At 46.8% G+C, this 22,227-nt stretch carries 20 protein-coding genes; 11 read left to right on the top strand and 9 right to left on the bottom strand.

Annotated features, from left to right (window positions below):
• Nucleotides 1-118: 118 nt before the first annotated feature.
• Complete coding sequence (locus KJS65_RS10785) at nucleotides 119-865, top strand: SDR family NAD(P)-dependent oxidoreductase (RefSeq protein ID WP_213649815.1); 747 nt, start codon at nucleotides 119-121, stop codon at nucleotides 863-865.
• 101 nt (nucleotides 866-966) lie between these two features.
• Here KJS65_RS10785 and KJS65_RS10780 read toward each other — a convergent pair whose 3' ends face one another.
• The 3 genes from KJS65_RS10780 to KJS65_RS10770 form a co-directional block, all read right to left on the bottom strand.
• On the bottom strand, nucleotides 967-1,590 hold the full coding sequence (locus KJS65_RS10780) for a TetR/AcrR family transcriptional regulator (protein WP_213649814.1): 624 nt from the start codon (nucleotides 1,588-1,590) through the stop codon (nucleotides 967-969).
• A gap of 156 nt (nucleotides 1,591-1,746) precedes the next feature.
• Nucleotides 1,747-2,997 (bottom strand): methyl-accepting chemotaxis protein, encoded by a 1,251-nt coding sequence (locus KJS65_RS10775; protein WP_213649813.1) that lies wholly within the window; start codon nucleotides 2,995-2,997, stop codon nucleotides 1,747-1,749.
• 184 nt (nucleotides 2,998-3,181) lie between these two features.
• Nucleotides 3,182-4,012, bottom strand: a complete 831-nt coding sequence (locus KJS65_RS10770; RefSeq protein WP_244864478.1) for a protein-glutamine gamma-glutamyltransferase — start codon at nucleotides 4,010-4,012, stop codon at nucleotides 3,182-3,184.
• 189 nt (nucleotides 4,013-4,201) lie between these two features.
• Between KJS65_RS10770 and KJS65_RS10765 the strand changes: the two genes are divergently transcribed.
• From KJS65_RS10765 to KJS65_RS10750, 4 genes are all read left to right on the top strand, one after another.
• Nucleotides 4,202-5,122, top strand: coding sequence for a radical SAM/SPASM domain-containing protein (locus KJS65_RS10765; RefSeq protein WP_213649812.1), 921 nt, complete (start codon nucleotides 4,202-4,204; stop codon nucleotides 5,120-5,122).
• A 22-nt stretch (nucleotides 5,123-5,144) separates the two neighbouring features.
• Nucleotides 5,145-5,603, top strand: a complete 459-nt coding sequence (locus KJS65_RS10760) for an OsmC family protein (protein WP_213649811.1) — start codon at nucleotides 5,145-5,147, stop codon at nucleotides 5,601-5,603.
• Nucleotides 5,604-5,756: 153 nt separating this feature from the next.
• Nucleotides 5,757-7,205 carry a MocR-like pyridoxine biosynthesis transcription factor PdxR gene (gene pdxR / locus KJS65_RS10755; protein ID WP_213649810.1) on the top strand — a complete coding sequence of 483 codons (1,449 nt, stop codon included), beginning with the start codon at nucleotides 5,757-5,759 and terminating at the stop codon, nucleotides 7,203-7,205.
• A 2-nt stretch (nucleotides 7,206-7,207) separates the two neighbouring features.
• Nucleotides 7,208-8,119, top strand: a complete 912-nt coding sequence (locus KJS65_RS10750) for a D-alanine--D-alanine ligase (RefSeq protein WP_213649809.1) — start codon at nucleotides 7,208-7,210, stop codon at nucleotides 8,117-8,119.
• A 189-nt stretch (nucleotides 8,120-8,308) separates the two neighbouring features.
• On the opposite strand, the gene KJS65_RS10745 is transcribed toward KJS65_RS10750, so the two are convergent.
• Nucleotides 8,309-10,348: an acyltransferase family protein gene (locus tag KJS65_RS10745; RefSeq protein ID WP_213649808.1), complete on the bottom strand. Its 2,040-nt coding sequence runs from the start codon at nucleotides 10,346-10,348 to the stop codon at nucleotides 8,309-8,311.
• Between the two features lie 252 nt (nucleotides 10,349-10,600).
• Between KJS65_RS10745 and KJS65_RS10740 the strand changes: the two genes are divergently transcribed.
• The 3 genes from KJS65_RS10740 to KJS65_RS10730 all read left to right on the top strand — a co-directional run bounded on the left by KJS65_RS10740 (nucleotide 10,601) and on the right by KJS65_RS10730 (nucleotide 13,842).
• Nucleotides 10,601-11,488, top strand: a complete 888-nt coding sequence (locus KJS65_RS10740) for a GNAT family N-acetyltransferase (RefSeq protein WP_213649807.1) — start codon at nucleotides 10,601-10,603, stop codon at nucleotides 11,486-11,488.
• Nucleotides 11,489-11,785: 297 nt separating this feature from the next.
• On the top strand, nucleotides 11,786-12,298 hold the full coding sequence (locus KJS65_RS10735; RefSeq protein WP_306432972.1) for a hypothetical protein: 513 nt from the start codon (nucleotides 11,786-11,788) through the stop codon (nucleotides 12,296-12,298).
• A gap of 140 nt (nucleotides 12,299-12,438) precedes the next feature.
• Nucleotides 12,439-13,842 (top strand): NAD-dependent malic enzyme, encoded by a 1,404-nt coding sequence (locus KJS65_RS10730; RefSeq protein ID WP_213649806.1) that lies wholly within the window; start codon nucleotides 12,439-12,441, stop codon nucleotides 13,840-13,842.
• A 280-nt stretch (nucleotides 13,843-14,122) separates the two neighbouring features.
• Here the strand turns inward: KJS65_RS10730 and KJS65_RS10725 are convergent, their stop codons facing one another.
• The gene (locus KJS65_RS10725) at nucleotides 14,123-14,971 is read right to left on the bottom strand and encodes a 1,4-dihydroxy-6-naphtoate synthase (RefSeq protein ID WP_213649805.1); all 849 of its coding nucleotides are present in this window, start codon (nucleotides 14,969-14,971) and stop codon (nucleotides 14,123-14,125) included.
• Nucleotides 14,968-15,675 (bottom strand): futalosine hydrolase, encoded by a 708-nt coding sequence (locus KJS65_RS10720; RefSeq protein WP_244864477.1) that lies wholly within the window; start codon nucleotides 15,673-15,675, stop codon nucleotides 14,968-14,970. Before KJS65_RS10720 ends, KJS65_RS10725 begins: the two co-directional genes overlap by 4 nt.
• Nucleotides 15,676-15,907: 232 nt before the next feature.
• Between KJS65_RS10720 and KJS65_RS10715 the strand changes: the two genes are divergently transcribed.
• The gene (locus KJS65_RS10715) at nucleotides 15,908-16,285 is read left to right on the top strand and encodes a nuclear transport factor 2 family protein (protein WP_213649804.1); all 378 of its coding nucleotides are present in this window, start codon (nucleotides 15,908-15,910) and stop codon (nucleotides 16,283-16,285) included.
• A gap of 7 nt (nucleotides 16,286-16,292) precedes the next feature.
• Here KJS65_RS10715 and KJS65_RS10710 read toward each other — a convergent pair whose 3' ends face one another.
• From KJS65_RS10710 to KJS65_RS10700, 3 genes are read right to left on the bottom strand one after another with little or no spacing between them, the layout of a single operon-like run.
• Nucleotides 16,293-17,432, bottom strand: coding sequence for a Ger(x)C family spore germination protein (locus tag KJS65_RS10710; RefSeq protein ID WP_213649803.1), 1,140 nt, complete (start codon nucleotides 17,430-17,432; stop codon nucleotides 16,293-16,295).
• 4 nt (nucleotides 17,433-17,436) lie between these two features.
• A complete protein-coding gene (locus tag KJS65_RS10705; protein ID WP_213649802.1) occupies nucleotides 17,437-18,930 on the bottom strand; it encodes a spore germination protein in 1,494 nt (497 codons plus the stop codon).
• Nucleotides 18,920-19,852: an endospore germination permease gene (locus KJS65_RS10700; protein WP_213649801.1), complete on the bottom strand. Its 933-nt coding sequence runs from the start codon at nucleotides 19,850-19,852 to the stop codon at nucleotides 18,920-18,922. Before KJS65_RS10700 ends, KJS65_RS10705 begins: the two co-directional genes overlap by 11 nt.
• A 416-nt stretch (nucleotides 19,853-20,268) precedes the next feature.
• On the opposite strand from KJS65_RS10700, the gene KJS65_RS10695 reads away from it, so the two are divergent.
• On the top strand, nucleotides 20,269-21,291 hold the full coding sequence (locus tag KJS65_RS10695; RefSeq protein ID WP_244864476.1) for a UDP-N-acetylmuramate dehydrogenase: 1,023 nt from the start codon (nucleotides 20,269-20,271) through the stop codon (nucleotides 21,289-21,291).
• Nucleotides 21,292-21,468: 177 nt separating this feature from the next.
• Complete coding sequence (locus KJS65_RS10690) at nucleotides 21,469-22,068, top strand: nitroreductase family protein (protein WP_213649800.1); 600 nt, start codon at nucleotides 21,469-21,471, stop codon at nucleotides 22,066-22,068.
• The last annotated feature ends 159 nt before the right edge of the window (nucleotides 22,069-22,227 follow it).

Below are 22,227 nucleotides of genomic sequence, written 5' to 3'. Positions count from 1 at the left end.
AATTCCACACTTAAATGACATGGTGTAAAATACTTCACAAATTAGACGAATGGGTGTATACTTTCGTTGTAATCGATTACAACCATCAGGATATAAATCATAGAGAGGAAGATTGAATATGGGACGTTTAACAGGGAAAGTGGCTATTATTACAGGTGCAGCTAATGGTATGGGGGCTGCAGAAGCCAAATTGTTCGCAAGTGAAGGGGCAAAGGTGGTAGCTACCGATCTTAAAGAGGATGCTTTGAACGAGGTAATACAGGAGATTACAAACAGCGGTGGCGAAGCCATCGGCGTTAAACATAACGTAGCCTCGGAAGCCGAATGGAAGCAGATTGTTGAAGATACGGTCAAGCAATTCGGCAAAGTCGATATTCTCGTCAATAATGCAGGTGTATCCACGACGATGACCATTGCCAATCTGGAAATGGAGCAGTGGAATAAGGTGCTTGATATCAATCTGAACGGCTGCATGCTGGGGATGAAATACGCTATTCCGGAAATGCAAAAGAACGGATCCGGTTCGGTCATTAATATTTCCTCGATCGGCGGTATTGTTGGTATGGCGGGCTCCAGTGCTTATACGGCTGCCAAAGGGGCGCTTCGGGCGATAACAAAAGGTGCGGCAGTGGAATTCGCGAAGGAAAGCGTACGTGTGAACTCGGTACATCCCGGAATTATCGAAACACCAATGACAGCACCCAGCTTTCAGGATGCAACGCCATATTACAAGACATTCACGCAGCTCCCTTATTTCGGTAAACCGGAAGATGTCGCTTATGGCGTATTGTTCCTGGCTTCCGATGAATCCCGCTTTATGACAGGTGCAGAGCTGGTAATTGATGGCGGCTGGACAGCCCTGTAATATTTTAAAATTAAGAAATAGCAGCCTATCTCGCCACATGGTGAAATCATAAATCAGAATACAAAAAGGCCCTGATCGGTAAAATCCGTCAGGGCTGTTTTTTATGGCTTCGTCTTTTCATAGGGTCTTACGCGGTAAGGTCCCATGATGGAGAGATTCATCAGCATCTCGGCCATATCTTTTTCCGGGTAAGGCATCTGATTCTCCACCCACCAGATGATTAACTCCAGGTATGCCGACTCCACGTACTTGATCACCACATCCCGGCGTGCAGACAGATTGGAGTCATCCGGTTCGGTCATATTAATTCCCTCGGAGATGAAGTTATGCAGCACATCCAGCAAACCTGAGGTGAAGGCTGGTATCCGGTTGTTAACAAGCAGGGCCTGATACTGGCAAAAGTGTTCGCTGACATGCTCAAACATCCGGATGAAGATAGGATGCGTCTTACCGCTGTGGAAATCAAAATGCAGCGTATCATCATTTTTGTTCTGAATCGACTCACTCAGCTCATTCAGGAGATCGGTGATACACTGATGAACCAAATCCTGTTTATCATTAAAATGCAGATAGAAAGTTGCGCGTTTCACAGTTGCCCTGTCCGCTATATCCTGCACGGTAACCTGTTCATAGCCGCGTTCCTCCAAGAGGTCGAACAATGCATTCTTGAGCAGCCGCTGCGTCCGTACGATCCGTGGATCTATTCGTTGTTGATGGGAAGTCATTCTTTATTCCTCCAAACATCCTGCTGTATAGCTTGAACGTATCAGTTAGCCCTGATATTGGCTCGTCTATAACATAGTTTAACCATCATATAACGGAATAGAGAACGGATCAATGCGACGAAGGGCTGAAGATATAAGAGACAAGGGAAGCGACATTTAAAACTTAAAGATTTGAATGGTTTTCTGAAGCTGGAATACGGCTTGTCTCATGGCTTCAGTTTCATCCACGACGGCTTCGATGGATTTCATCTGTTCATTCATGGAAGCAGAGACCTGTTCGGTTCCGGCGGAGGATTCCTCGGTAATAGCCGAAATATTCTGGATGGCGCCAGAAATCTTCTGAGCGCTTTCGAGCATCAGATCACTTTCGTTTGAGAAAGCATTAATCTGCTCGGTTATGTATTGGACACTTTCCACGATATGCGAGAAGATTTGCTCCGCCTCACGGATCATATCATTTTGCAGGCGCACGACTTCCTCGTTGACCTGGATATTCTCAATGGCCTGGTGGATGCCGAGCTCAATGCTCTTCACCAGTCCGAATACTTCCTGGGTAGACGCCGTGGATTCTTCTGCGAGCTTGCGGACCTCCTGAGCTACCACAGCAAAGCCTCTGCCGTGCTCGCCGGCTCTTGCAGCTTCGATGGATGCATTAAGGGAGAGCAAGTTGGTTTGCTCAGCCAATTCCGAAATGGTTTTGGTGATCTTGTTGATGCCGTATGCGTTTTTGGAGAGGGCATCGATGGTCTTGGCAACATTCTCTGTGGCTTCCACGTTTTTACGCATGCCTTCGGCCTGTTTATCAACGGATTGTCGGCCTTTTTCTACAAAGCTCAGTGTCAATTCCGATTGCTTTTTCATTTCTTTGGTAGAGTGGGCGTAGTTTCCTACCTTTAATTCAATGTCCTGGATCGATTCGGTCATGCCAGCGACGTCTTCTGAAATTTCATTTGCACCGATGGCCAGCTCATTGGAAGCGGATGCGACGGATGCCATGACTGTTTTCAGTTCCTGGTTCTTGTCTGCAATGCCGCGGCTTGCTTCAATTACTTTGCGTGTAATACCAGATGCGTCGGTTAAAATTTTCTTCAGCTTGTCTACCATGCTGTTAAACGAGCGGCTGACATCACCCATGGAACCGGATTCATCGACACGATTAGTAAAGTCGCCTTTGGCAATTCCTGCGGTTACGTTTGCGATGCTTTCAAATGAAGATGTAAGCGTTCTCTCAACAAACCGAGCAAGAGGGTAGGTTAGGGCAGCCAGCACGACCACAAAAACCACACCGATGATGATCTTGCCAATCAGAATGAAAATAATGAGGGCTGGCAGAGCGAACAAGGCGGCAACCAGATAACACCCGGCAATGACCCTTTGGGACATCGGAAGATTTTTCAACCACGACATAGGAAAATAGGCCTCCTTAATATGTACTATTTCTACCATATTATAGCACTGACCCGGAGAAATGGTCTATAAACGTTTACAAAATAAGCTAAAATAGATGAATCTTTTGACATGATTCGATATTCCTTCATTATAAATAGAAAAAAGCTGCCGCATCGTGCGACAGCCCAATGACATAAACCTGTCATGCAAACAAATAACGTCGTCGCCCGATCTGTGAAGCAATGCCGCCTTCCTGCATAAATGATTGTTGAAATGCATCCGGATTCACCTCTGCATTACCTGCTTCAAACTGGGATAAATAGAGAAAATCAGGATAGATTACTTGATCGGTCAAGTAAGCCGAGGTACTGCTTCCCGGAATGCGGTGTCTGTTCAGCTTGGAGATAATGGACTGAGAAGACACAATGCCGATTCCGTGGCCGTAATATAAATCTTCTTCAAGCTTGATTGTATTTTCACCCTGCCATTCAATTTGAGCGGGGTTCACATCCGGATTTTTGAAATAGAGAACATCACCCGGAAACGACTGCGGTGCCCCGTGTTTTTCAATCAGGCGTAAATCACTGTCATAATGCCAGTCATACAGCAGCAAATCGGCGAACATCCGGTTAAAATCCTTCTCCTGAATGGAATCCAGAACACCCTTATACAGGACAATGACAATCGCAGTTGCGCATTCAAAGCCGTAAAGTGATCCATTGGCAAAGATATCACGAATTCCTTCCGCCGGAGTTACGTTTTCCCTCAGTTCAAATCCGCCTTTGTTGTTCAGGTTCCAATACTGTTCATTGCAATGGGAATGCTCAAAGGTTTCGAACTGTACGCCACTCCTCTTAAGTGCTTTGGCCGCCTCCACAATAGCCGTTCTGAGCTTTAGTTCAAACTTCAGATGTGCCAATGAGACATAACGGTAGGTAGTAGGACTGTTTTTCTTGGAAAAATAAATCTTTTGCCATAGGGAAGGCCAGGTTCCTACCTCAAGCACAGCCTCCTGATCACCGATCCATATCACTTCTGGTTCACGCTCCTTTCACAGCCTAAGTAGAGCATATGACTCACATAGCCTAAGAAATGTCAGATGAACGCATCTTTTGGATGTTCATTCGGGTAGAGACAGCAATTAAGGTTGCCATGGGGAGGGTTCTCATATAATATTTTGTGAGGCACTACTGATTATTAGGAACAGACTGGAGTAAACATAATGAAGAAATTCAAAAAGTTTTATGTCGAGCTGACCAGCCGCTGCAATCTGGCCTGCACCTTTTGCCCGCCAACACACAGGGCTACCAACTATATTACGATTGAACAATTTACCCATACGCTTGATGAGATCAAGCCGTATACAGACTATATTTATTTTCATGTAAAAGGTGAACCGCTGCTCCATCCCCATATTGACCAGCTGCTGGACATTGCACATGAGAAAGGCTTTAAAGTGAATGTTACGTCCAATGGGACTCTGCTGCATAAAGCAGGACCCAAGCTCATGAATAAGCCAGCTCTCCGGCAGATGAACTTCTCCCTGCACAGCTTTGACGGGCATGAAGGCTCCAAGGACAAGGATTTATACATCGCCAAGGTACTGAACTTCGTTAAGGAAGCAGTGGCACAGTCGAACCTGATCGTATCGCTCCGTCTGTGGAATTTGGATATGAATAATGCAACGAATCTGGAGCGCAGCCGCAACCGTGAAATGCTGGAGTACGTCGAGAAAGAATTTGATCTGGATTATAAGATCGATGAGATGGTCGAGCCTGGTAAAGGAATCAAGATCGCGGACCGGATCTTCATTAATATGGATCATGAATTTGAATGGCCTGATTTGAATGCGGAAGAGGATTTTGGACCAGGGTTCTGCCATGGACTTCGCAATCAGGCCGGCGTGCTGGTAGATGGTACCGTTATCCCATGCTGTCTGGATGGGGAAGGGGTCATCAATTTGGGTAATATTTATAAGAATTCTTTTACGGATATTATTGAAGGCGAACGCGCAGCGAATATCGTTGACGGTTTTTCAAGACGGGAAGTAGTGGAAGAGCTATGCCGGAAATGCGGGTACCGGAAACGGTTTAATCATAAGGCCAACGGGTTTGCAGCCGATCCGGAAGCCGTGACACAATAACAATCGAGGGAGGCGTTGCGTGATGAATCATTCGTTTATTCTACAGGCGGAATGGGACGGAGGACGGAACAGCGAGGGCAGAATTGAAGCCGGGCAGCTGAGAACCGCCATATCCATCCCCAAGGAGATGGGCGGACCGGGCATCGGCACGAATCCGGATGAAATGCTCCTGGGTGCTGCAGCGACCTGTTATCTGATTACCCTGGCGGCGATGATGGAGCGGGGCCGTCTGCCTGTCGAAAAGCTGTCGCTGGAGTCGGAAGGCATCGTGGATGTCACCAACAATATTTTTACGTATGTCAGCATTACCCATAAACCCTATATCCGACTGAAGCCGGAAGCTTCGGAAAAGGATATGGAGCATGCACGCAAGCTGGCGGAAAAGGCAGAAGGCTCCTGCATGATCTCCCGCGCGATTGCCGGGAACGTAGCATTATCCACCTTCCCGCGCATCGAAAAGTCTGGCGGCGGCGAAGCCTGAATCCATATTTGTTGAATGAGACCGTACAGCCTTGTGCTGTGCGGTTTTTTGTCATACTGGCATACTGAACCACGACTGCCAGCAAATAGCTCTGTGGTGGCTCTTTCTTCCGTTGAGTCTTTATGCAAAGATAGTATACGGAGGGATTGCGATATGTTCACCGATTTTAAAATCATTGAAGGCCGGCCGTTAACGGTTCAGGTTAAAGAATATTTGAAGCAGTGGATTACCAAAGGCAAGGGTAGAGTGGATCAGAAGCTACCATCAACGCGGGAGCTTAGCACAACGCTGGGTATCAGCCGCAATACACTGGTGACGGTATATTCAGAGCTTGAAGAGGAAGGATTTATTTATACCGTTCATTCCAAAGGGAGCTTTGTCTCCCGCGTTGGCATTGCCTCCGTCCCATCCTGGTCGATGGATTGGAAGCAGCGTCTGAATACGACGGCGCAGCAAGCAAACGAATATGATCTGATGAAACGTGATTTGCGCGGTGAAAAAGGAATGATCAACTTTGCCAGCATTGCGCCGGATGAGAAACTGTTCGATCTGGCCAACGTGAAGCGCGCGTTTCTGGACCGGATGTCGCTGGAGGGGGAAATACTGCTGAATTACGGCTATGCCAAAGGCTACAAGCCCCTGATTCAATATTTGACGGGATATATGGAAGCCAAGGGCGTGGATATGGAAGGCAAGGATATTCTGATTACGAACGGATTTACGGAAGCATACGATATCATCTTGTCGTCACTTGAGGTGCCCCAAAAACATATCCTCTGTGAGAATCCCACACATCATACGGCGATTAAAATTTCAAAATTACACGGCTACGACATTACCGGGATCGCAATGGATCAGGACGGCGTAAGGCTGGACGAATTTGAGCAGGCGCTGCGGGATCAGGAGTTTGGGCTTGCATATCTTACGCCTTCGTATCACAATCCGACCGGTATTGTCATGTCGGCTGAGAAAAGGGTCGAGGTTCTGCGTCTCCTTGCTGAACACCGGATTCCGCTGATTGAAGACGGCTTTAACGAGGAACTGCGATATTCAGGCTCACATATGGCACCCCTGGCTGCTTTTGGCGGAGAGGGCAACAGCATCATTTACCTGGGCAGTTTTTCCAAAATCCTCTTTCCTGGTATCCGTATCGGCTGGATTACAGCGGACCGGGAACTGATCGATGCACTGGTCAGCGTAAAACGTGCCCGCAATATTCACACATCCACTTTAGATCAAGCGGTATTGTACCAATATTTCCATAATGGAAATTTCGAGAAATATCTGAAAAGGGCAAAATCGGAATACAAACGCAAGCATGAGCTGGCCGTTCAGTACTGTACCGATTACATTCCCTGCAAACGACTGACCGGATCCGGGGGACTGCATCTGTTTATGGAGCTGGAAGATGGTTGCAATGCAAGGGAGATACTCAGCGAGTGCTATGAGCAGGGGGTTGTTTATACAGCCGGGGATGTGTTTTTTACCGATGGCGGAGGTTCCAATACCCTTCGGCTCGGCTTTTCACGAGTGAGCGATGATGAGCTGCTGAGGGGCATTCAAATTATCGGCAGAGCGGTCAAAAAGAGAATGGAGGCATAACAATGAAGGTTGGCGTAATCATGGGCGGCGTCTCATCGGAACGAGAAGTGTCGCTGGCGACAGGCAGGGAAATGATGGCGCATCTGGATCGAGCCAAATATGAAGTGATTCCGATTGATATTAAGCGGAAACAGGATCTCTTGGAACAGGCGCAAGGAATCGATATCGCTCTGCTCGCGCTTCATGGCAGTTTTGGCGAAGACGGAACGATTCAGGGAACACTCGAGACCATGGGAATCCCGTATACAGGATGTTCACTTCTTTCAAGCGGTTTATGCATGGATAAGGATCTGAGCAAAAGATTGCTGCGTTACGAGGGCCTCCATACACCGGATTGGACGGTACTGCGCAGCATGGATGAGTTTCGCGATGGACGATTAACCTCCTTCGGATATCCATTGGTAGTCAAACCAAATGCAGGCGGATCAAGTATTGGAGTCACACTCGTCAGAAATGAAGAGAGCTTGCTTGAAGCAGTGAGTACAGCTTTTTCCTTTGGCGAGGAGGTTATGGTCGAAGAGTATATTCGCGGCGAGGAAATCACCTGCAGCATGCTGAACGGTGAGCATCTGCCGATTGTATCGATTAAGCCGAACGCGGAATTTTTTGATTATACGTCGAAATATGAACCGGGAGAGAGCGAAGAGCAGATTGTTACTTTTGAAAGGGAAACCGCAGAGCGCGTTCAGCAAGCAGCCGAAAAAAGCTACTTCGCCATGAAATGCTCTGTTTATGCCCGGATAGATATCATGCTGAAGGATGGAATACCTTATATCCTCGAAGTTAATACACTGCCCGGAATGACCCGGACCAGTCTGCTTCCGCGGAGCGCGCAGGCGGCGGGAATAACATTTGCCGGACTTCTCGATGCAATTATTGAGGGATCGCTTGCTGTTAGGACCACTAGGGCTTAATGAGCCCCTCTCTCCCATAGTACTCACACTGCTCCTCCTCTGGATGCCCCTGATCGACTCTTTTTGAACTCTGCTAATAAAATAATCCCCCCAATCACGATCATTAGCCTGCTGAAAAGACCAGTGAAAAAGAGGACCTCTTCAGAGAAGAAGTCCTCTTTTGACCATTGTGTATAAGTGCAGATTCAGTTATTTATTATAGCCTAATTCTAGGGCAATCAGGTCTGCTAGCGCTTTACCCCCCTGCGGTTTCAAATGGACACCATCCGGCTCAAAATAAGACTTGCCGCTGCTTGCGGCGTGCCAGTCGAGCAGTGCGACATTGGGATAAGCGGAAGCCGCCTTTTTGATAGAGGTATTGACGACATTTTCCCAGCTGCGAGGAACCCTGGTATTGACCAGCACAACTCTGCGTACATCTTGAAGGGAATCCAGAAGCGACATCAGCTGTTTGCTGCTGAAAGGCCCGTTTGTTCCGAGTTCAATGACGACCTGGTCGCCAAGCTTTCCTTCTGAACGTAAGCGGGAGATCAATTCAGGCGCTTCCGTCATCTGTCTGCCGATTTTTCCATCGATGACAGCTTCAGGAATCCGTTTCTGCAGAAAGGGCTGTGCATCCAGCATGACAGAATCGCCAATAGCCGTGACTGGTATAGAGCTCTTGCCGGATATGGCAGCATCGGTTGTATCGGTTTTCTTGCCCGAAGAATCATGAGATGATTCTGGTTTATCGTGCTTACTTGGCGTTTCGGATTTTTCTGACGGAATGGATTTGTCAGTTCCATCTGTTTTGTCCGTTTGCAGTGATGATTTTTGGGTGTCAGCTGGCGGTCCAGCATTAGTTACAGGTGGAGACGGTTTACCGTCAGACTGGGACTGGGAATCTTCTTGTTTCGGCATCTCCTTCATTTGTGGAGGCTTGACAGCCGTTGCCGCGTTATCCGAATTTCCTACATTCACAGAAGGTATCTCAGGAGCGAAGACCGGTGTGGATTCCTGCTGCAGGATCGAAGCATTCACCGGAGTCTGCATCGCAAAGCCGGCACATGATACCATAACAAGAACCAGTACCGAACCGAATGTAAGCCAGCCCTTGAGCGGGACCCGAGACAGATTTACATTTCCCTTGCGAAATTTCCCCCATAGTCTGCCAATCAATCCGCCACGAATCGGTTCCTCGATATATTTGTAGGAAAGGGAAGCAAGGAAAACGCTCGCCGCTGATTGCAGAAGCGCCCGCCATACAGCAGGATCTGAATTAGTTCCGGCCGTAAGTACAATTACAGGGTAATGCCATATGTATATGCTGTATGAGCGGACGCCCAGCCATCTTAGAGGCTTCATCCCTAGCAATCTACCTACCAGGCAGGCCGGATGGGCGGCTGATGCGATGATCAGAGCAGTCATGAGCGATAAAAGCAGAAAACCGCCAGGATACAGGAAAGATTCATATTCATTCGTATTCCACACCATGATGAACAGGGATGCCAGACCAAGGATTCCAATGCCATTAAGATAAAGCCGCGTTTTGATGGTTGTTTGGGTAGACAGCTTTCGACTGGGCCAGATGATACTGAGGGCAGCGCCGATCAACAGCGAAAAGGCCCGTGTATCCGTTCCGTAATAAACCCGGCTTGGATCACTGTCCGGATTATACAGCATCAGCATCGATAATGCGGATAGAGCTGCGGCTGTAAGAATAAGCAGAAAGACCGGGCCGCGTCGCTTCATCATTTTCATTCCGAGCAGGAGCAGGATCGGCCAGAGCAGATAGAATTGCTCCTCCACTGCCAGTGACCACATATGGCCCAGTGGAGAGATGGGACCGAACTTTTCGAAATATGAAACCTGATGAAAAATAAGATACCAGTTGTTGACATAGAAAAGCGAAGAAATAACATCTCCTCGCAGGACGGACATCAATGAAGGGTTAAAAAGAGTGACCCAAGCCATGACAGCTGCCATCATGACCAGCATGGCTGGAAGCAGTCTTCTACAGCGGCGAATCCAAAACGCCTTGAGGTCGATGGACTGGTTGCGGCTCCACTCCGCGGTTAACAAATCTGTAATCAGATAGCCGGATAATACAAAAAAGATATTGACCCCAAGCAGGCCTCCCGGAGCCCAATTGACGTTCAAATGATACAAGACGACAAAAAACACGGCCAAGGTCCGCAGTCCGTCAAGTCCCGGCATATAGCGCTTATGGTTATAAAGTTGATTAGACATATAGACAAACCCTGCTTTCGGAACAGGCTGTGCCCGGTGAGGAACCAATGAAGTATGTAGATATTCTCTTTTCACTTATGTTCATTTCCTTGATGCCTCCGTACAAGATGATGTTGTCAATGAAGTGGTTCACAGGTACTAACATTATCACATGGATATCTGGTTAAAGTTACAAAATGATTGCTTTCAATTCACATTTTGTTCATTATGAAGTTAATACCAATAAATTCTAATTATGAGGGAGAACCGTTGATGGAAATTAAAAAATTTAGCGATTTTTCTGCAGCAGAGCTTTCCGAATTGTGGAATGAAGGATTTAAAGGATATGCGTCGGATATGAGGATGAACGTGGACACATTTGTGAGACGGATTCCTGAGAATCATTTGTCCTTGGAATCTTCGATTGCCCTATGCGATAACGGCAAACCGATCGGATTTGTAATGAACGGCTTCCGCACGGTGGATGGGCGGCTGACTGCCTGGAACGGCGGCACGGGCATTATACCTGAATATAGGGGTAAGGGTCATGGTAAACAGCTCATTGGTGCAGCTCTGGACGTATACAGGGAAAAAGGCGCCGAGGTTGCCCTGCTTGAGGCGTTAAGCGAAAATGAGCCTGCGATCAAGCTGTATTCCAAAATGGGTTACGAGCATATCGACAACCTGAGATATTATGAGCAAAAAGATGGCTTTAATCCTGGAGTATTCGCTACAGGTGCCGTCCATACATATCATTTCCGTTTTGGCTTACCTCAAGATATACAGCGTTTGAACCTTCATGTTGGTCATATGCCATGGCAGACACAGTGGGAGAATATTGTAAACGGTGAATCGGTCATTGCGATGGACGATCACGGTCAGGTTGCCGGTTATGCTCTTTATAAAAGAATTTTTGATGCGCAAGGAGAGCATATTTCGACCTCGCTATACCAATGCCGGACGGTGAACACTGCAGAAGAAGAGGTTCCTGAAGTGTTGAAAGCACTGTTGACTCAAGTGTATGTGCCTCTGGATAAAAAAGTCTTGCGGCGTACAGTAAATCTTCCGTTATCCGAGCAGCAGCTTGTACGTATTTTGGAAGAGAGCGGTTTTAAGCCGATCGTAAATCAGGTTCATATGAAATACATGGTGAATGTTTAACACAAAAATATGGAAAATAAACTAATAATAGTATAGACTATCTTTGAAATATGAAAGGCGGTGCTTCAAAACGATGCATTTAGTCGGAACTTTAGCATCGGAAGGATTGCAGGGTGCTGGAACTGGCATTACGGCTGGAGCCCGATTCCGAAGAAACCCGTGCTATGCTGGATCAGCTTTTGTCAAACGCTAGATTAGAATGATGCAAAATTTGCATGAACATAAGCCATGGATGTATTATTGTCCATGGCTTTCTTATTCCCGTGCGATAAAAGAAGAATAAATCAATGAAAGAAGGTGCCCAGGCTGGAACTGTATTTTAAAGATAACTTCTTCAATGCCGGCTATACGGAAATTATGAATGCAAAGCAGGAGCATGCCGGAAGTCTCGATTTGAAAAGCGCATTTGGCTCTTCGCTGAATGTGAACAATGCAGAAGGGGCTTTGGTATGTAGCGGTAGCTTCCGTCTTTTATCCAACAAATGGGATATTAAGGCGGCGGATGGCAGCCAGCTGGGGGTACTGAGACATCGGCTCAGCTTTTTCTCCAAGAAATTTGAATATGAAACCGAAGATAGAGGAACCTATGAAATCTTTTCCCCTGCATTTTCCAAGGAGTACAGCATCACGGATGAATATGGAACCGCAGTAGCACAGTTTGATAAAATCAACGGATGGTTTGAATCCGGCGCATTTTGTTTGCGGAATGGATCTGAACATCTCGATATCTATGAATTAGTAGCTGTTGTTATGGGCGTACATGAAACGAATAAAAGAGAATCGAATACCCATCATGCCAACATGCCGTAACATCATTTTTTAGGTGAAGCGGAGTCTTCATTTGAAAAGGAATGGACTTCAGACGCTTGTTTTGCAGTCCTCCTCCTGTTATGATATGTGCGTGTTGAAATCGGTTACAATTGAATTACACCATATTAGGGGGAAGTTTCATGGCAAACACAAGTATCATTTTGCGTGTAGAACTTAATCATGAGAAGGCCACCTTTGGGGATGTGGCTGCCGCAATCAGCAATGCGGGGGGCGATATCACTTCCATCGACGTCATCAGACCGGGTAAAGATTATTCCGTGAGGGATATCACTGTAGAAGTAGCGGACACAGAAGAGAACAAAGTGGTCGAATCACTTAAACAGCATGAAGGCATTAAGCTGATTAACGTTTCGGACCGGACATTCCTCGTCCATCTGGGCGGTAAAATCAAGATTCAACCAACATTGCCGATTAAAAACCGGGATGACTTGTCCCGCGTATATACGCCTGGAGTTGCTAAGGTCTGCACCGCCATTCACGAAAATCCCGAAAAAGCCTACTCGTTGACAATCAAGCGAAATACCGTCGCGGTTGTCAGTGATGGAACGGCGGTCCTCGGACTAGGAGACATTGGTCCGTATGCGGCTGCTCCCGTGATGGAAGGCAAAGCGATGCTGTTCAAGCAGCTTGCCGACGTGGATGCTTTTCCAATATGCCTGGATACGCATGATACGGAGGAATTGATCAGGACGATCAAGGCGATGAGTCCGATATTCGGCGGTATCAATCTGGAGGATATCAGCTCGCCCCGCTGCTTTGAAATTGAGAGAAGGCTGACGGAAGAGCTGGAGATCCCTGTATTTCACGATGATCAGCATGGCACAGCGGTTGTCGTTATCGCTGGCTTGCTGAATGCGTTAAAGGTTGTGAACAAACGCATTGAAAACATTCGTGTCGTCGTGAACGGGATCGGCGCAGCAGGTGTATCCATCTGTAAGATGCTGCTGAGTGCAGGTGTGACCAAGCTTGTCCCTGTAGATCGCGAAGGCGCGATTATCAGAGGCGGAGAGTATTCGCATCCGATGTGGCAGTGGCTGGCAGAACAGCCACAAGTTGAATCCGCAGAAGGATCACTTAAAGAATTGATCAAAGGTGCGGATGTATTCATCGGCGTATCCCGAGGGAATTTGCTGAACGGAGAGGATATCAGGGGTATGGGACCCGATCCGATTGTGTTCGCAATGGCTAATCCGCTACCGGAAGTATCACCGGAAGAGGCGATTCCTCACGCAAGAGTTTACGCGACAGGACGCAGCGACTACCCGAACCAGATTAACAATGTCCTGGTATTCCCGGGCTTGTTCCGAGGCGCATTGGACTGCAGAGCGCGCTGCATCAACGAACCGATGAAGCTGGCTGCCGCACGCGCTATCGCTTCGGTGGTCACCGGCGGAGAGTTGAATGAGCTCTACATTATTCCAAGTATATTCAATGAACAGGTTGTTATAGAAGTGCGTAAAGCTGTGGTACAGGCCGCCATTCTGACAGGCGTTGCCAGAAGAATTCCAAAGGATTTCCGTTAGGATAAATATTCTCTGTTGGACAAAGAAAAGAGGCTGTCTCATAAGTGGAATTTCCACGATAGGGACAGCCCTTCTTCATTTTAGAGAACGCAAAAACTCAGCAAGGCAGCGATTCTTCCTTTTTATGATTTTAAAAGGATTGTAAATACGATTCCCGTTTAAACAACGGTCCGTTCGCGGAACGTCTTCACCAAACGCTTACGTATATCCTAATCAAAATAAAGGGCTATCCCAGGCAGCCATTCCATGGCTTTTGGGATAGCCCTTTGTTTCCGCTTCATTAGGGAAGCATGAGCGCTTGGGGATCGATATGAGGGACGAGTCCTTCATCAGCTGCACGACTCAGCAAAGATGTAATAGCGGCATATCCGTCATCTCCCAGATTCGCTGTGAAGCTGTTGACGTACAAATCAATGTGAGCGTCAGCCACCTTTGGATCCATTTCCTGTGCATGGCTGAGGACATACTCCCGTGAATCATCAGGATGTGCCCAAGCATATTCTACAGACGCGCGTGCCCACCCCGAGATAGCTTTCAAATCAAGTGTCCTTTTCGCAACGATAGCTCCAAGTGGAATAGGAAGGCCGGTGTCCTGCTCCCACCAGCTGCCAAGATCGGTCATCAGCTGCAGTCCGTAATCGGGATATGTAAATCTGGCTTCGTGAATGACAAGACCGGCATCGATCTGCCCGTCGCGAACAGCAGGCATGATCTGATCGAATGGCATGACCACGATCTCACCTACGCCTCCCGGAACATTTTGAGCAGCCCACAGCCGGAACAGAAGATATGCCGTTGAGCGTTCGCTAGGAACGGCAACACGTCGTCCGGATAATGCGGAAGGATCTTGTGGAATATGATCTCCCCCTGCTGCAAGCACAAGCGGACCGCAGCCTCTGCCGAGAGCTCCACCGCAGGGCAGCAGTACGTAGCGGTCCAGAACCCAAGGCAGAGCCGCATAGGAAATTTTAAGGACATCGAAGTCGCTTTCATCTTGAGCTGCCAGATGGTTGGTAATATCAATATCGGCATAGGTAACGTCCAGCTCGGGAGCATCGGGAATTAAGCCGTGCGTCCACGCATGGAATACAAAGGTGTCATTGGGACATGGGGAAAATGCGATTTTCATTCTGTGATTACCCTCCTTAAGATAGCGCCTGCGGCTTCAAGTGCAGCAAATGCTTCTTTCATACGCCAGGCCGCCCGGTCTCGCGGTCCCACGGCGTTGGAAATAGTGCGGATCTCGAGCACAGGCAGATTCCACAGCTTGGCTGCAGTCGCAACACCGAAGCCTTCCATGCCTTCGGCTGTCGCATCATGGATTCTTGTAGTTAAGGCTGCTGTTCTCTCCGCAGAGCCTGTTCCTGTGGTAACGGTCAGGATGGAGCCCCGGTTTGCATTGATCCCGGTGGACGACATCACGTCTATAAATGCTTGTACCAAGGCGGGCTCGGGCATGATAACAGAGCTGCCGAATCCGAGCTCGTCCACGCTAAGAAATCCGTCCGGGGTTTCTGCGCCCAGATCAGCCGCAATAATCCGGTCTGCGATAACGGTAGAACCTACGTCCGCTTTTCCCGGGAAACCGCCGCCGATGCCTGCACTGATGACGAGTCCATAGTCGGACGCAGAGAGCTCCGCCGCAGTCCGTGCCGCCGCAGATGCAGGGCCGAATCCAGCGAGCTTTACATCAAAAATTTTCGAATCGCCGATCCCGCGAAGCATGGCCTGCTGCTCTGCTTCTACAGCCGTCATAATGAGTACACGTCCGGACAAAAGGGTATCTTTTACAGTTACCCTGCTATGAAGCACTGTGTCCATATCTGATTTCATGCAGACCCCCCTCTCGCATAATCCGTGTTCAACTCGAATTAGTATATTGCCCGTATTAGTAAGGCCTCAATATATAACCTTATCCTGATCGGGGCATCATGTAAAGTGTTAGAGGAGATCGATCCGGTATAGAGGCAGCGTTTGACAAGGTAAACTCTGAGGGTGAATAATGAAAAGTACGATCACAACAAGTCTTGCCAAACCAGTCCATCGTACTGAAGGAGGAAACGAAATGCCAACAGAACAGGAAATCAAGACAGCAATGCAATCGTATATCGACAGTTTTAATCAGGATAACTTAGAGGGAATACTTTCGCTTTTTGCTGAAGAAGCCACTGTAGAGGATCCTGCGGGTACGGCCCCGGTTCAAGGGAAAGCCGCTATCACGGAATTTTACCGGAAGGTTGTCAACGGGAATACCCGAATCCACCGGCAGGAGCCGATCAGGGCCTCACACGGAAATTCGGGTGCAATGGCGTTACATATAGAGACTCAGGTAGATGGCTCCGCGTTTATTTTTCATATCATCGAGGTCATGACATTTAATGAAAATGGACTCATCACCAGCATGACAGCATACTGGGGACGGAGCGATATGGAGAAAAAGTAGGACTTGTTTACATTTTATAGGTGTTGGAGTGGTCAATTTTCACCGTAACCTTCACGTTACCCATCTCCAGATCAGGGAGCAGCGGACCACCGCTGCTTTTTTGTTTCCACAACTTGTAATGATAACGGTAGAGCCATTCTTCGAATCCATACAGATCAATGCCTTTCTTTTGGGTCTTGGTGAAGTTTTCAAGAATGTCACGCGTCAGCTTCTGCTCCGCAGCCATTTTCATCTGCTGTTCATCCATTCCCTTTTTCCAGGCGGACTCGGTAATATTCGCATGGACGGTTACTGTGACATCAAACGCTAGTTTGCCTTTCTTTTGATTCAACTGATAAGCAGAATTGGCGTGATGCATACTCAGCGATGAAGGTGCGCCTTTGCTTGAGTCCAAATTAAGCGGAAAACGATTTATAGAGCTGAACTTGACTATTCTGGCACCGCTTAACTCTTCTTGGCTGACCCAACCTTTATTGACTCCTTGTTGAATAACAAATACACCATTAAGCACCATCATGGAATTGTCTTTATCATTGGTCTTCCAATGCTTTGTCGTGATGGAGATATCAGGAAGCATGATTGCAGTAGCCGGCTCACGTACAGCGTTCATCAGCTTTTGCAGACGAATGGGCTCCACAGCAGAATATTGTTTGTATACTTCTTTTGGTTCGAACATCAATAGCTTAAGCGGTGATTGATTGAATGTGGTTTCCGCATTGAAAATGTCCTCGATGGGCATCTTGGTAGCAAAAACCCAAGGCGTATAACGAATATCTCTTGATCGCAGCATTTCTTCGAAAATATCGGTTAAATTCTGCAACGCGGATTCGGTTAAAACAATGGATTTCACATGAGTCCATAATGTTTGATGCTGCGATGAAGGGTACATATCATTGAAGGCCAAAGAAACGGTGGGACCTTCTCCCCTACCTACCCAAGAGGTTGCTTTCTTGCTACCGGCGCCGCTTTCACTCGTTACTACCGAGCTGAAATCCGAGAGCTTGCCGTAGATTACGTATTTGTCCTTTACGTAATCAACACCAACGGCCGTAATAATGTTCATATCCTGAACAGCTTTCTGATCCCAGCAGCCGGTCAACACAGCCGTACAAAAGAGTAGCAAAATCATGCCTTGTATGCCCTTCATTTCTCTATTCGCTTCCTTTTCGGGTAGGGTCTTGGGTGCGCAGTACCTTCGGACGGCGAAACATATCTTTTATGGGTTTTCGTAACAGCCCTTCCCATGCATCACGGTTAATATACGGTGAGATAGGAGCCAGGTATGGAACTCCATAGCATTCCAGTGTAGCAAGATGCAAAACAAGCGAAAACAAGGCAATAAAGAAGCCAAACATCCCCAAAAATGAAGAGAGCATAAGGACATACAGTCTGATGATAGCCGTTGTCCCTGCCAATACCTGATTGACCAGCGTGAAGGTAGCGATAATGGTGACCGCAACCATTACGATCATTGTGGGAGAGGTAATGCCCGCGCGAATGGCTGCATCACCGACGATCAAACCGCCGACGACAGTGATGGTCTGCCCGACTGATTTGGGAAGTCTAATGCCTGCTTCATGAAATACCTCGAATAGAAAAAGCATCATAAAGGTTTCCATAGAAATGGAAAACGGTAATCCCGATCTTGAGTTCATAATGGTAGCAAGCAGCGGGGTAGGGACTTGTTCGATATTAAAGCTTGTCAGGGCAATGTAGAAGCCAGGTAAAAAGAGTGCTATCACAAGGCCTGCCAAACGCATAATTCGTTGAATTGAAACGATATGAAAAGGCATGTTTGTATCTTCCGGCGACTTAATTAGGGATGACAAGGTGATGGGAGCTATGATAGCCATGGGAGAGCCGTCAAATATGACCGCAAATCTGCCGCTTAAGATACTGTCCGCCACATAATCCGGTCTGCCGACATAATCAGTTAAAGGAAAAATGCTCTTGAGATCTCCCTGAACCAGATCCTCAATTTGGGATGTGCCTATGATGGCATCCCCTTCATAGCTATTCAAACGGCTTCGGATTTCAGTTACTATATCCTGATTAATTATATCTTTAATGTAGAGAAGAGAGACTTTGGTCTGCCCGCGTTCGGAGAGCACAAAATTTTCCACGCAAAATGATTGCGATCTTAGGCGTTTTCGAACCAAGGCTACGTTGGTGGTGAGGGATTCGGTAAATCCGTCATGAGGTCCTTTGATGGAGGACTCGGTGGATGACTCTTCCGGAGACCGGTTGGGCTGGTCGCTGACATCCATGGTAAAGAAAGCGTGGATTTCTTGGAAATAGACAACAAGCATTCCTGCGAACACCTTAATATCAAGTTCCTTCAGGAGCTGATCGGCCTTAAGCCGGGTAAGGGGAATGTACTGGCAATCCTCGATGTCCGAGGCGCTTGAGAATCCCGTTTTTCCGTACATTCTTTCAAGTCTGGGCAGCACAAACTGGTTGATTTGCCCGGTATTGGACATGCCATCACAGTAAATCAGCAGAATGGTCTGTCTATTTGCGGAGTCGCCTACATAAAAGGGGTGAAGGACCACATCTTGGCACTCTGCATAATATTGTTCCAGGAAGACTTTATCAATTGTTTCATTATTGTTGGCGAATGGCTGCGACTGGCTTTCAAGTGCCATGATCCTCCTGCACCTTCTTTCTGGATGAGATGTAAGCCAAGATGAACAGAACGCAAGTAATCAGGGCCAAGAAGATAAAGGAGGCCGGGAAATAGTAATTTTTCATAAACCTGAGGAAATGAATATCATCAGGTCCAAACATGTTTAAGAAGTAAAGCACGAGCACCAGTGCAAAATAAGTTAATATCCGGATTCTCTTTATTTTAATATCCCAAATATCCACTATTAAATACAAAGCAATTGAAATGCGGATGAACGCGCCTGACAGCCATTGATAAATGGAAAAGAAATCTGTTTGTGCGATGTATTTGCCCAGTGTCGCAACCCGCCATTCTTCATAAGCAGGATAACGCTGTCTTTCTGCCTCCATAGGATCGAATATGGTGATTGCTCCAACTAGCGGCCCCAGAGTCAACCCGATCAATACAAGAGCGAGCAGAAGCAGCTGCCATGCTTTGGCGGGTTTATCAAGCTTGGGCTGAATGAAAAGGTAAATGAATATCTCAAACGAGCCGGAGCAGGCATACATCACACCCGTACCTACATTGCCCCAACCATTTTCAAGTACAGGAAACAGCTGAGTGAAATCTTTGTACTGGACATTGACGAACATAATGAAAAAACCCAGCACGACCACGAGAGGCAGAAGGATACCCGAAGCGTTGGCAATGGCCTTAAATCCTTTGATTACCGCATAAAAGCACAAGGCCAGCAGAATAAGGGAGGTAACGAGAACCGGAGTCGCAGATAAGAAGGTGATTTTCGCCCAGTTGGTGGTATCAAAGAGTGTATAGAAACATATGGAAAACATAAAAATACACATTAGAGTCTTAAAGATCACAGCTGCCGTCACACCAAATTGATCCTTCAGCCACACCTCGATTTTTCTGTCTTTCATTTGTTTGGCTATAAAATAAATCATTCCGGAAACAACATCAGCGGCAATATGGAAATTAGAACGGAAATCCAGGAGTCCCTGCGTGACGTTTGTAGCAGGAGAGGGATGATGAACACATGGTTCATGATTCCTATCGAAAGTAAAATGATCATAATGCCTTGAGAAAGCAGGGGTTTACGTGAATTCATGGGTGTCACCTCGGAAATATTTTACATTCAGTAATGATCATTATTGACCCGGAACATGTGACGGATACTCGTTCCGTCGGATCTGCAGCCTTTTATTTAAAATAAATCCGTTTACATACTCTGTAAGCTCGTATGAAATGACACATGGCGTTATGCCGGGCGATATATTAGAATAGATAGGTCTACGTGAAAAAAGATAAAAACAAAGGATTTATGAAACCCTCAAAATGAAGTTGAAAGTGAGAAGGATCCATGATGTTGAATAACCGGATGACATTTGAAAATTTATGCATGCGAAATGAACCCCTTGCCAATCATTCCTCTTATCAAATTGGCGGAAAGGCGAACTTTTTTGCTATGCCGGAAACCGTAGAAGAGCTGCTTACACTACTTCAGGGATGCAGAACGCATGGACTGGACTATTTTATTTGCGGAATGGGCTCTAATTTGTTGTTTCCGGATAATCCGCGGGAGGACACTCTCTATATTTCCTTGAAAAAATTTGTATACTGGGACATTCAGCCGTCCAAATGGTTTATATCCTCAGGAACACCCATGTCCATGCTGTCGATCAGCGGACTCCTGTTCAACATTCCAGGCTATGAATTTACGTATCTTCTGCCTGGAGGTCTAGGAGCGGGTATATTCATGAACGCCAAGTACAATCACCATCAGATCAGCGATATTATCAAGACGGTTTATTATGTGGACTTATCCGACCCGTCTCTTTCCATGCAATCCATCGATGTTTCCCAGTGCAAGTACGGTTATAAGCAGTCCATCTTCCAGATGAATCCTTGGCTAGTGTTGGGGGCCGATATGCTGGCGGTTCCGGATGCGCAGCAAATCGCTGCGGGCAATGAACTGCTGAAGCGCTGGAAAGCAAAGGAAGGAATGTCCACATTGGCATCATTCTATTCGTATATGGATGCTGAAGCTTCGGCATTGACGAAGCAGGGATTGATGATTCCCTCCGACATGACTGATATCGCTAAGTACCGTAACGGCAAGCGGCATTTTGAATATCCTTCCTGCGGCTCGGTGTTCAAAAACAATTATGATTATGGCGTGCCGGTCGGTGCGCTTGTAGACCGCTTGAATTTGAAGGGCAAGGAGTATGGCGGTGCCATGATATCCCCTTATCACGGGAATATGATTATTAACCATAATCATGCCACGGCTGAGGAAATCCAATATTTAATGAACACGATTATTGAAGGCGTGAATACGGCGTTTGGTTTTGAACCGGAGCCAGAAGTTGTCGTGGTTAAATAGGCGGAACAGAACAACGTATATTTGCTTGAAAAAGAAACCTTTCCTACTTGGAGAAGGTTTCTTTTTGTTTCAACAGGTTTAAATATCCATGAACTTTAAAACAAAGTATTGCAACAGAGAAGATTGGAATATATAATAAAAAAGTAAGTAAATAGATTATTGGAGGTAACTATAAAAATGTCTAACGAATTTTTCTCCGCACTCAAAGGAAGACGTTCCATATATGGAATCAGCAAGGATATCACTGTATCTGATGAAAAAATCCAGGAAATCGTGAATGAAGCTGTAAAACACACACCATCCTCATTCAACTCTCAAAGCGCACGTGTTGTCGTTCTTTTGGGCGAACAGCATGACAAACTGTGGAACATTACAGAAAAGACACTGAAAGCTGTCGTTCCAGCTGAAAACTTTGCACCGACAGCCGAGAAAATGGGCGCTTTCCGCAATGGATATGGTACTGTATTATTCTTCGAGGACAATTCCGTTATCGAAGGTCTTCAATCCCAATTCGAGACCTACAAGGATAACTTCCCTGTATGGTCCCTGCAATCCTCCGGCATGCTTCAACTGGTGATCTGGACTGCACTGGAAGCAGAAGGTCTGGGAGCAAGCCTGCAGCACTACAATCCGCTGATTGACCAACAAGTTGCAGCTGAATGGAACCTGCCTGCAAGCTGGAAACTGCTCGCTCAAATGCCTTTCGGTAAAGTGGAAGCGCCAGCAGGCGAGAAACAATTCCAACCGCTTGAAGATCGCATCAAAGTTTTTAAATAAGGAATTTGCCGGTAACCAGTTGTCATTTGACTCTATGGATACCTTACGGAGCGCCTGGTTTATCAGGCGCTTTTTTTGCTGTATTCATTCATATTTGGGAGAAAAATGACAGAATCTCTCGAGCATAGTAAAATGATTAAGGGTAATAACATACAATTC

Source organism: Paenibacillus sp. J23TS9, assembly GCF_018403225.1.
Lineage (GTDB): Bacteria > Bacillota > Bacilli > Paenibacillales > Paenibacillaceae > Paenibacillus_AQ.
The sequence above is the reverse complement of the archived record's forward strand: the minus strand, read 5'-3'. Positions and strand labels throughout refer to the sequence as shown.

Coding starts and splice junctions, on each gene's coding strand:
- KJS65_RS10785 (WP_213649815.1), top strand. CDS start 119: ATGGGACGTTTAACAGGGAAAGTGGCTATTATTACAGGTGCAGCTAAT.
- KJS65_RS10780 (WP_213649814.1), bottom strand. CDS start 1,590: ATGACTTCCCATCAACAACGAATAGATCCACGGATCGTACGGACGCAG.
- KJS65_RS10775 (WP_213649813.1), bottom strand. CDS start 2,997: ATGTCGTGGTTGAAAAATCTTCCGATGTCCCAAAGGGTCATTGCCGGG.
- KJS65_RS10765 (WP_213649812.1), top strand. CDS start 4,202: ATGAAGAAATTCAAAAAGTTTTATGTCGAGCTGACCAGCCGCTGCAAT.
- KJS65_RS10760 (WP_213649811.1), top strand. CDS start 5,145: ATGAATCATTCGTTTATTCTACAGGCGGAATGGGACGGAGGACGGAAC.
- pdxR (WP_213649810.1), top strand. CDS start 5,757: ATGTTCACCGATTTTAAAATCATTGAAGGCCGGCCGTTAACGGTTCAG.
- KJS65_RS10750 (WP_213649809.1), top strand. CDS start 7,208: ATGAAGGTTGGCGTAATCATGGGCGGCGTCTCATCGGAACGAGAAGTG.
- KJS65_RS10745 (WP_213649808.1), bottom strand. CDS start 10,348: ATGTCTAATCAACTTTATAACCATAAGCGCTATATGCCGGGACTTGAC.
- KJS65_RS10740 (WP_213649807.1), top strand. CDS start 10,601: ATGGAAATTAAAAAATTTAGCGATTTTTCTGCAGCAGAGCTTTCCGAA.
- KJS65_RS10730 (WP_213649806.1), top strand. CDS start 12,439: ATGGCAAACACAAGTATCATTTTGCGTGTAGAACTTAATCATGAGAAG.
- KJS65_RS10725 (WP_213649805.1), bottom strand. CDS start 14,971: ATGAAAATCGCATTTTCCCCATGTCCCAATGACACCTTTGTATTCCAT.
- KJS65_RS10720 (WP_244864477.1), bottom strand. CDS start 15,675: ATGAAATCAGATATGGACACAGTGCTTCATAGCAGGGTAACTGTAAAA.
- KJS65_RS10715 (WP_213649804.1), top strand. CDS start 15,908: ATGCCAACAGAACAGGAAATCAAGACAGCAATGCAATCGTATATCGAC.
- KJS65_RS10710 (WP_213649803.1), bottom strand. CDS start 17,432: ATGAAGGGCATACAAGGCATGATTTTGCTACTCTTTTGTACGGCTGTG.
- KJS65_RS10705 (WP_213649802.1), bottom strand. CDS start 18,930: ATGGCACTTGAAAGCCAGTCGCAGCCATTCGCCAACAATAATGAAACA.
- KJS65_RS10700 (WP_213649801.1), bottom strand. CDS start 19,852: ATGATTTATTTTATAGCCAAACAAATGAAAGACAGAAAAATCGAGGTG.
- KJS65_RS10695 (WP_244864476.1), top strand. CDS start 20,269: ATGATGTTGAATAACCGGATGACATTTGAAAATTTATGCATGCGAAAT.
- KJS65_RS10690 (WP_213649800.1), top strand. CDS start 21,469: ATGTCTAACGAATTTTTCTCCGCACTCAAAGGAAGACGTTCCATATAT.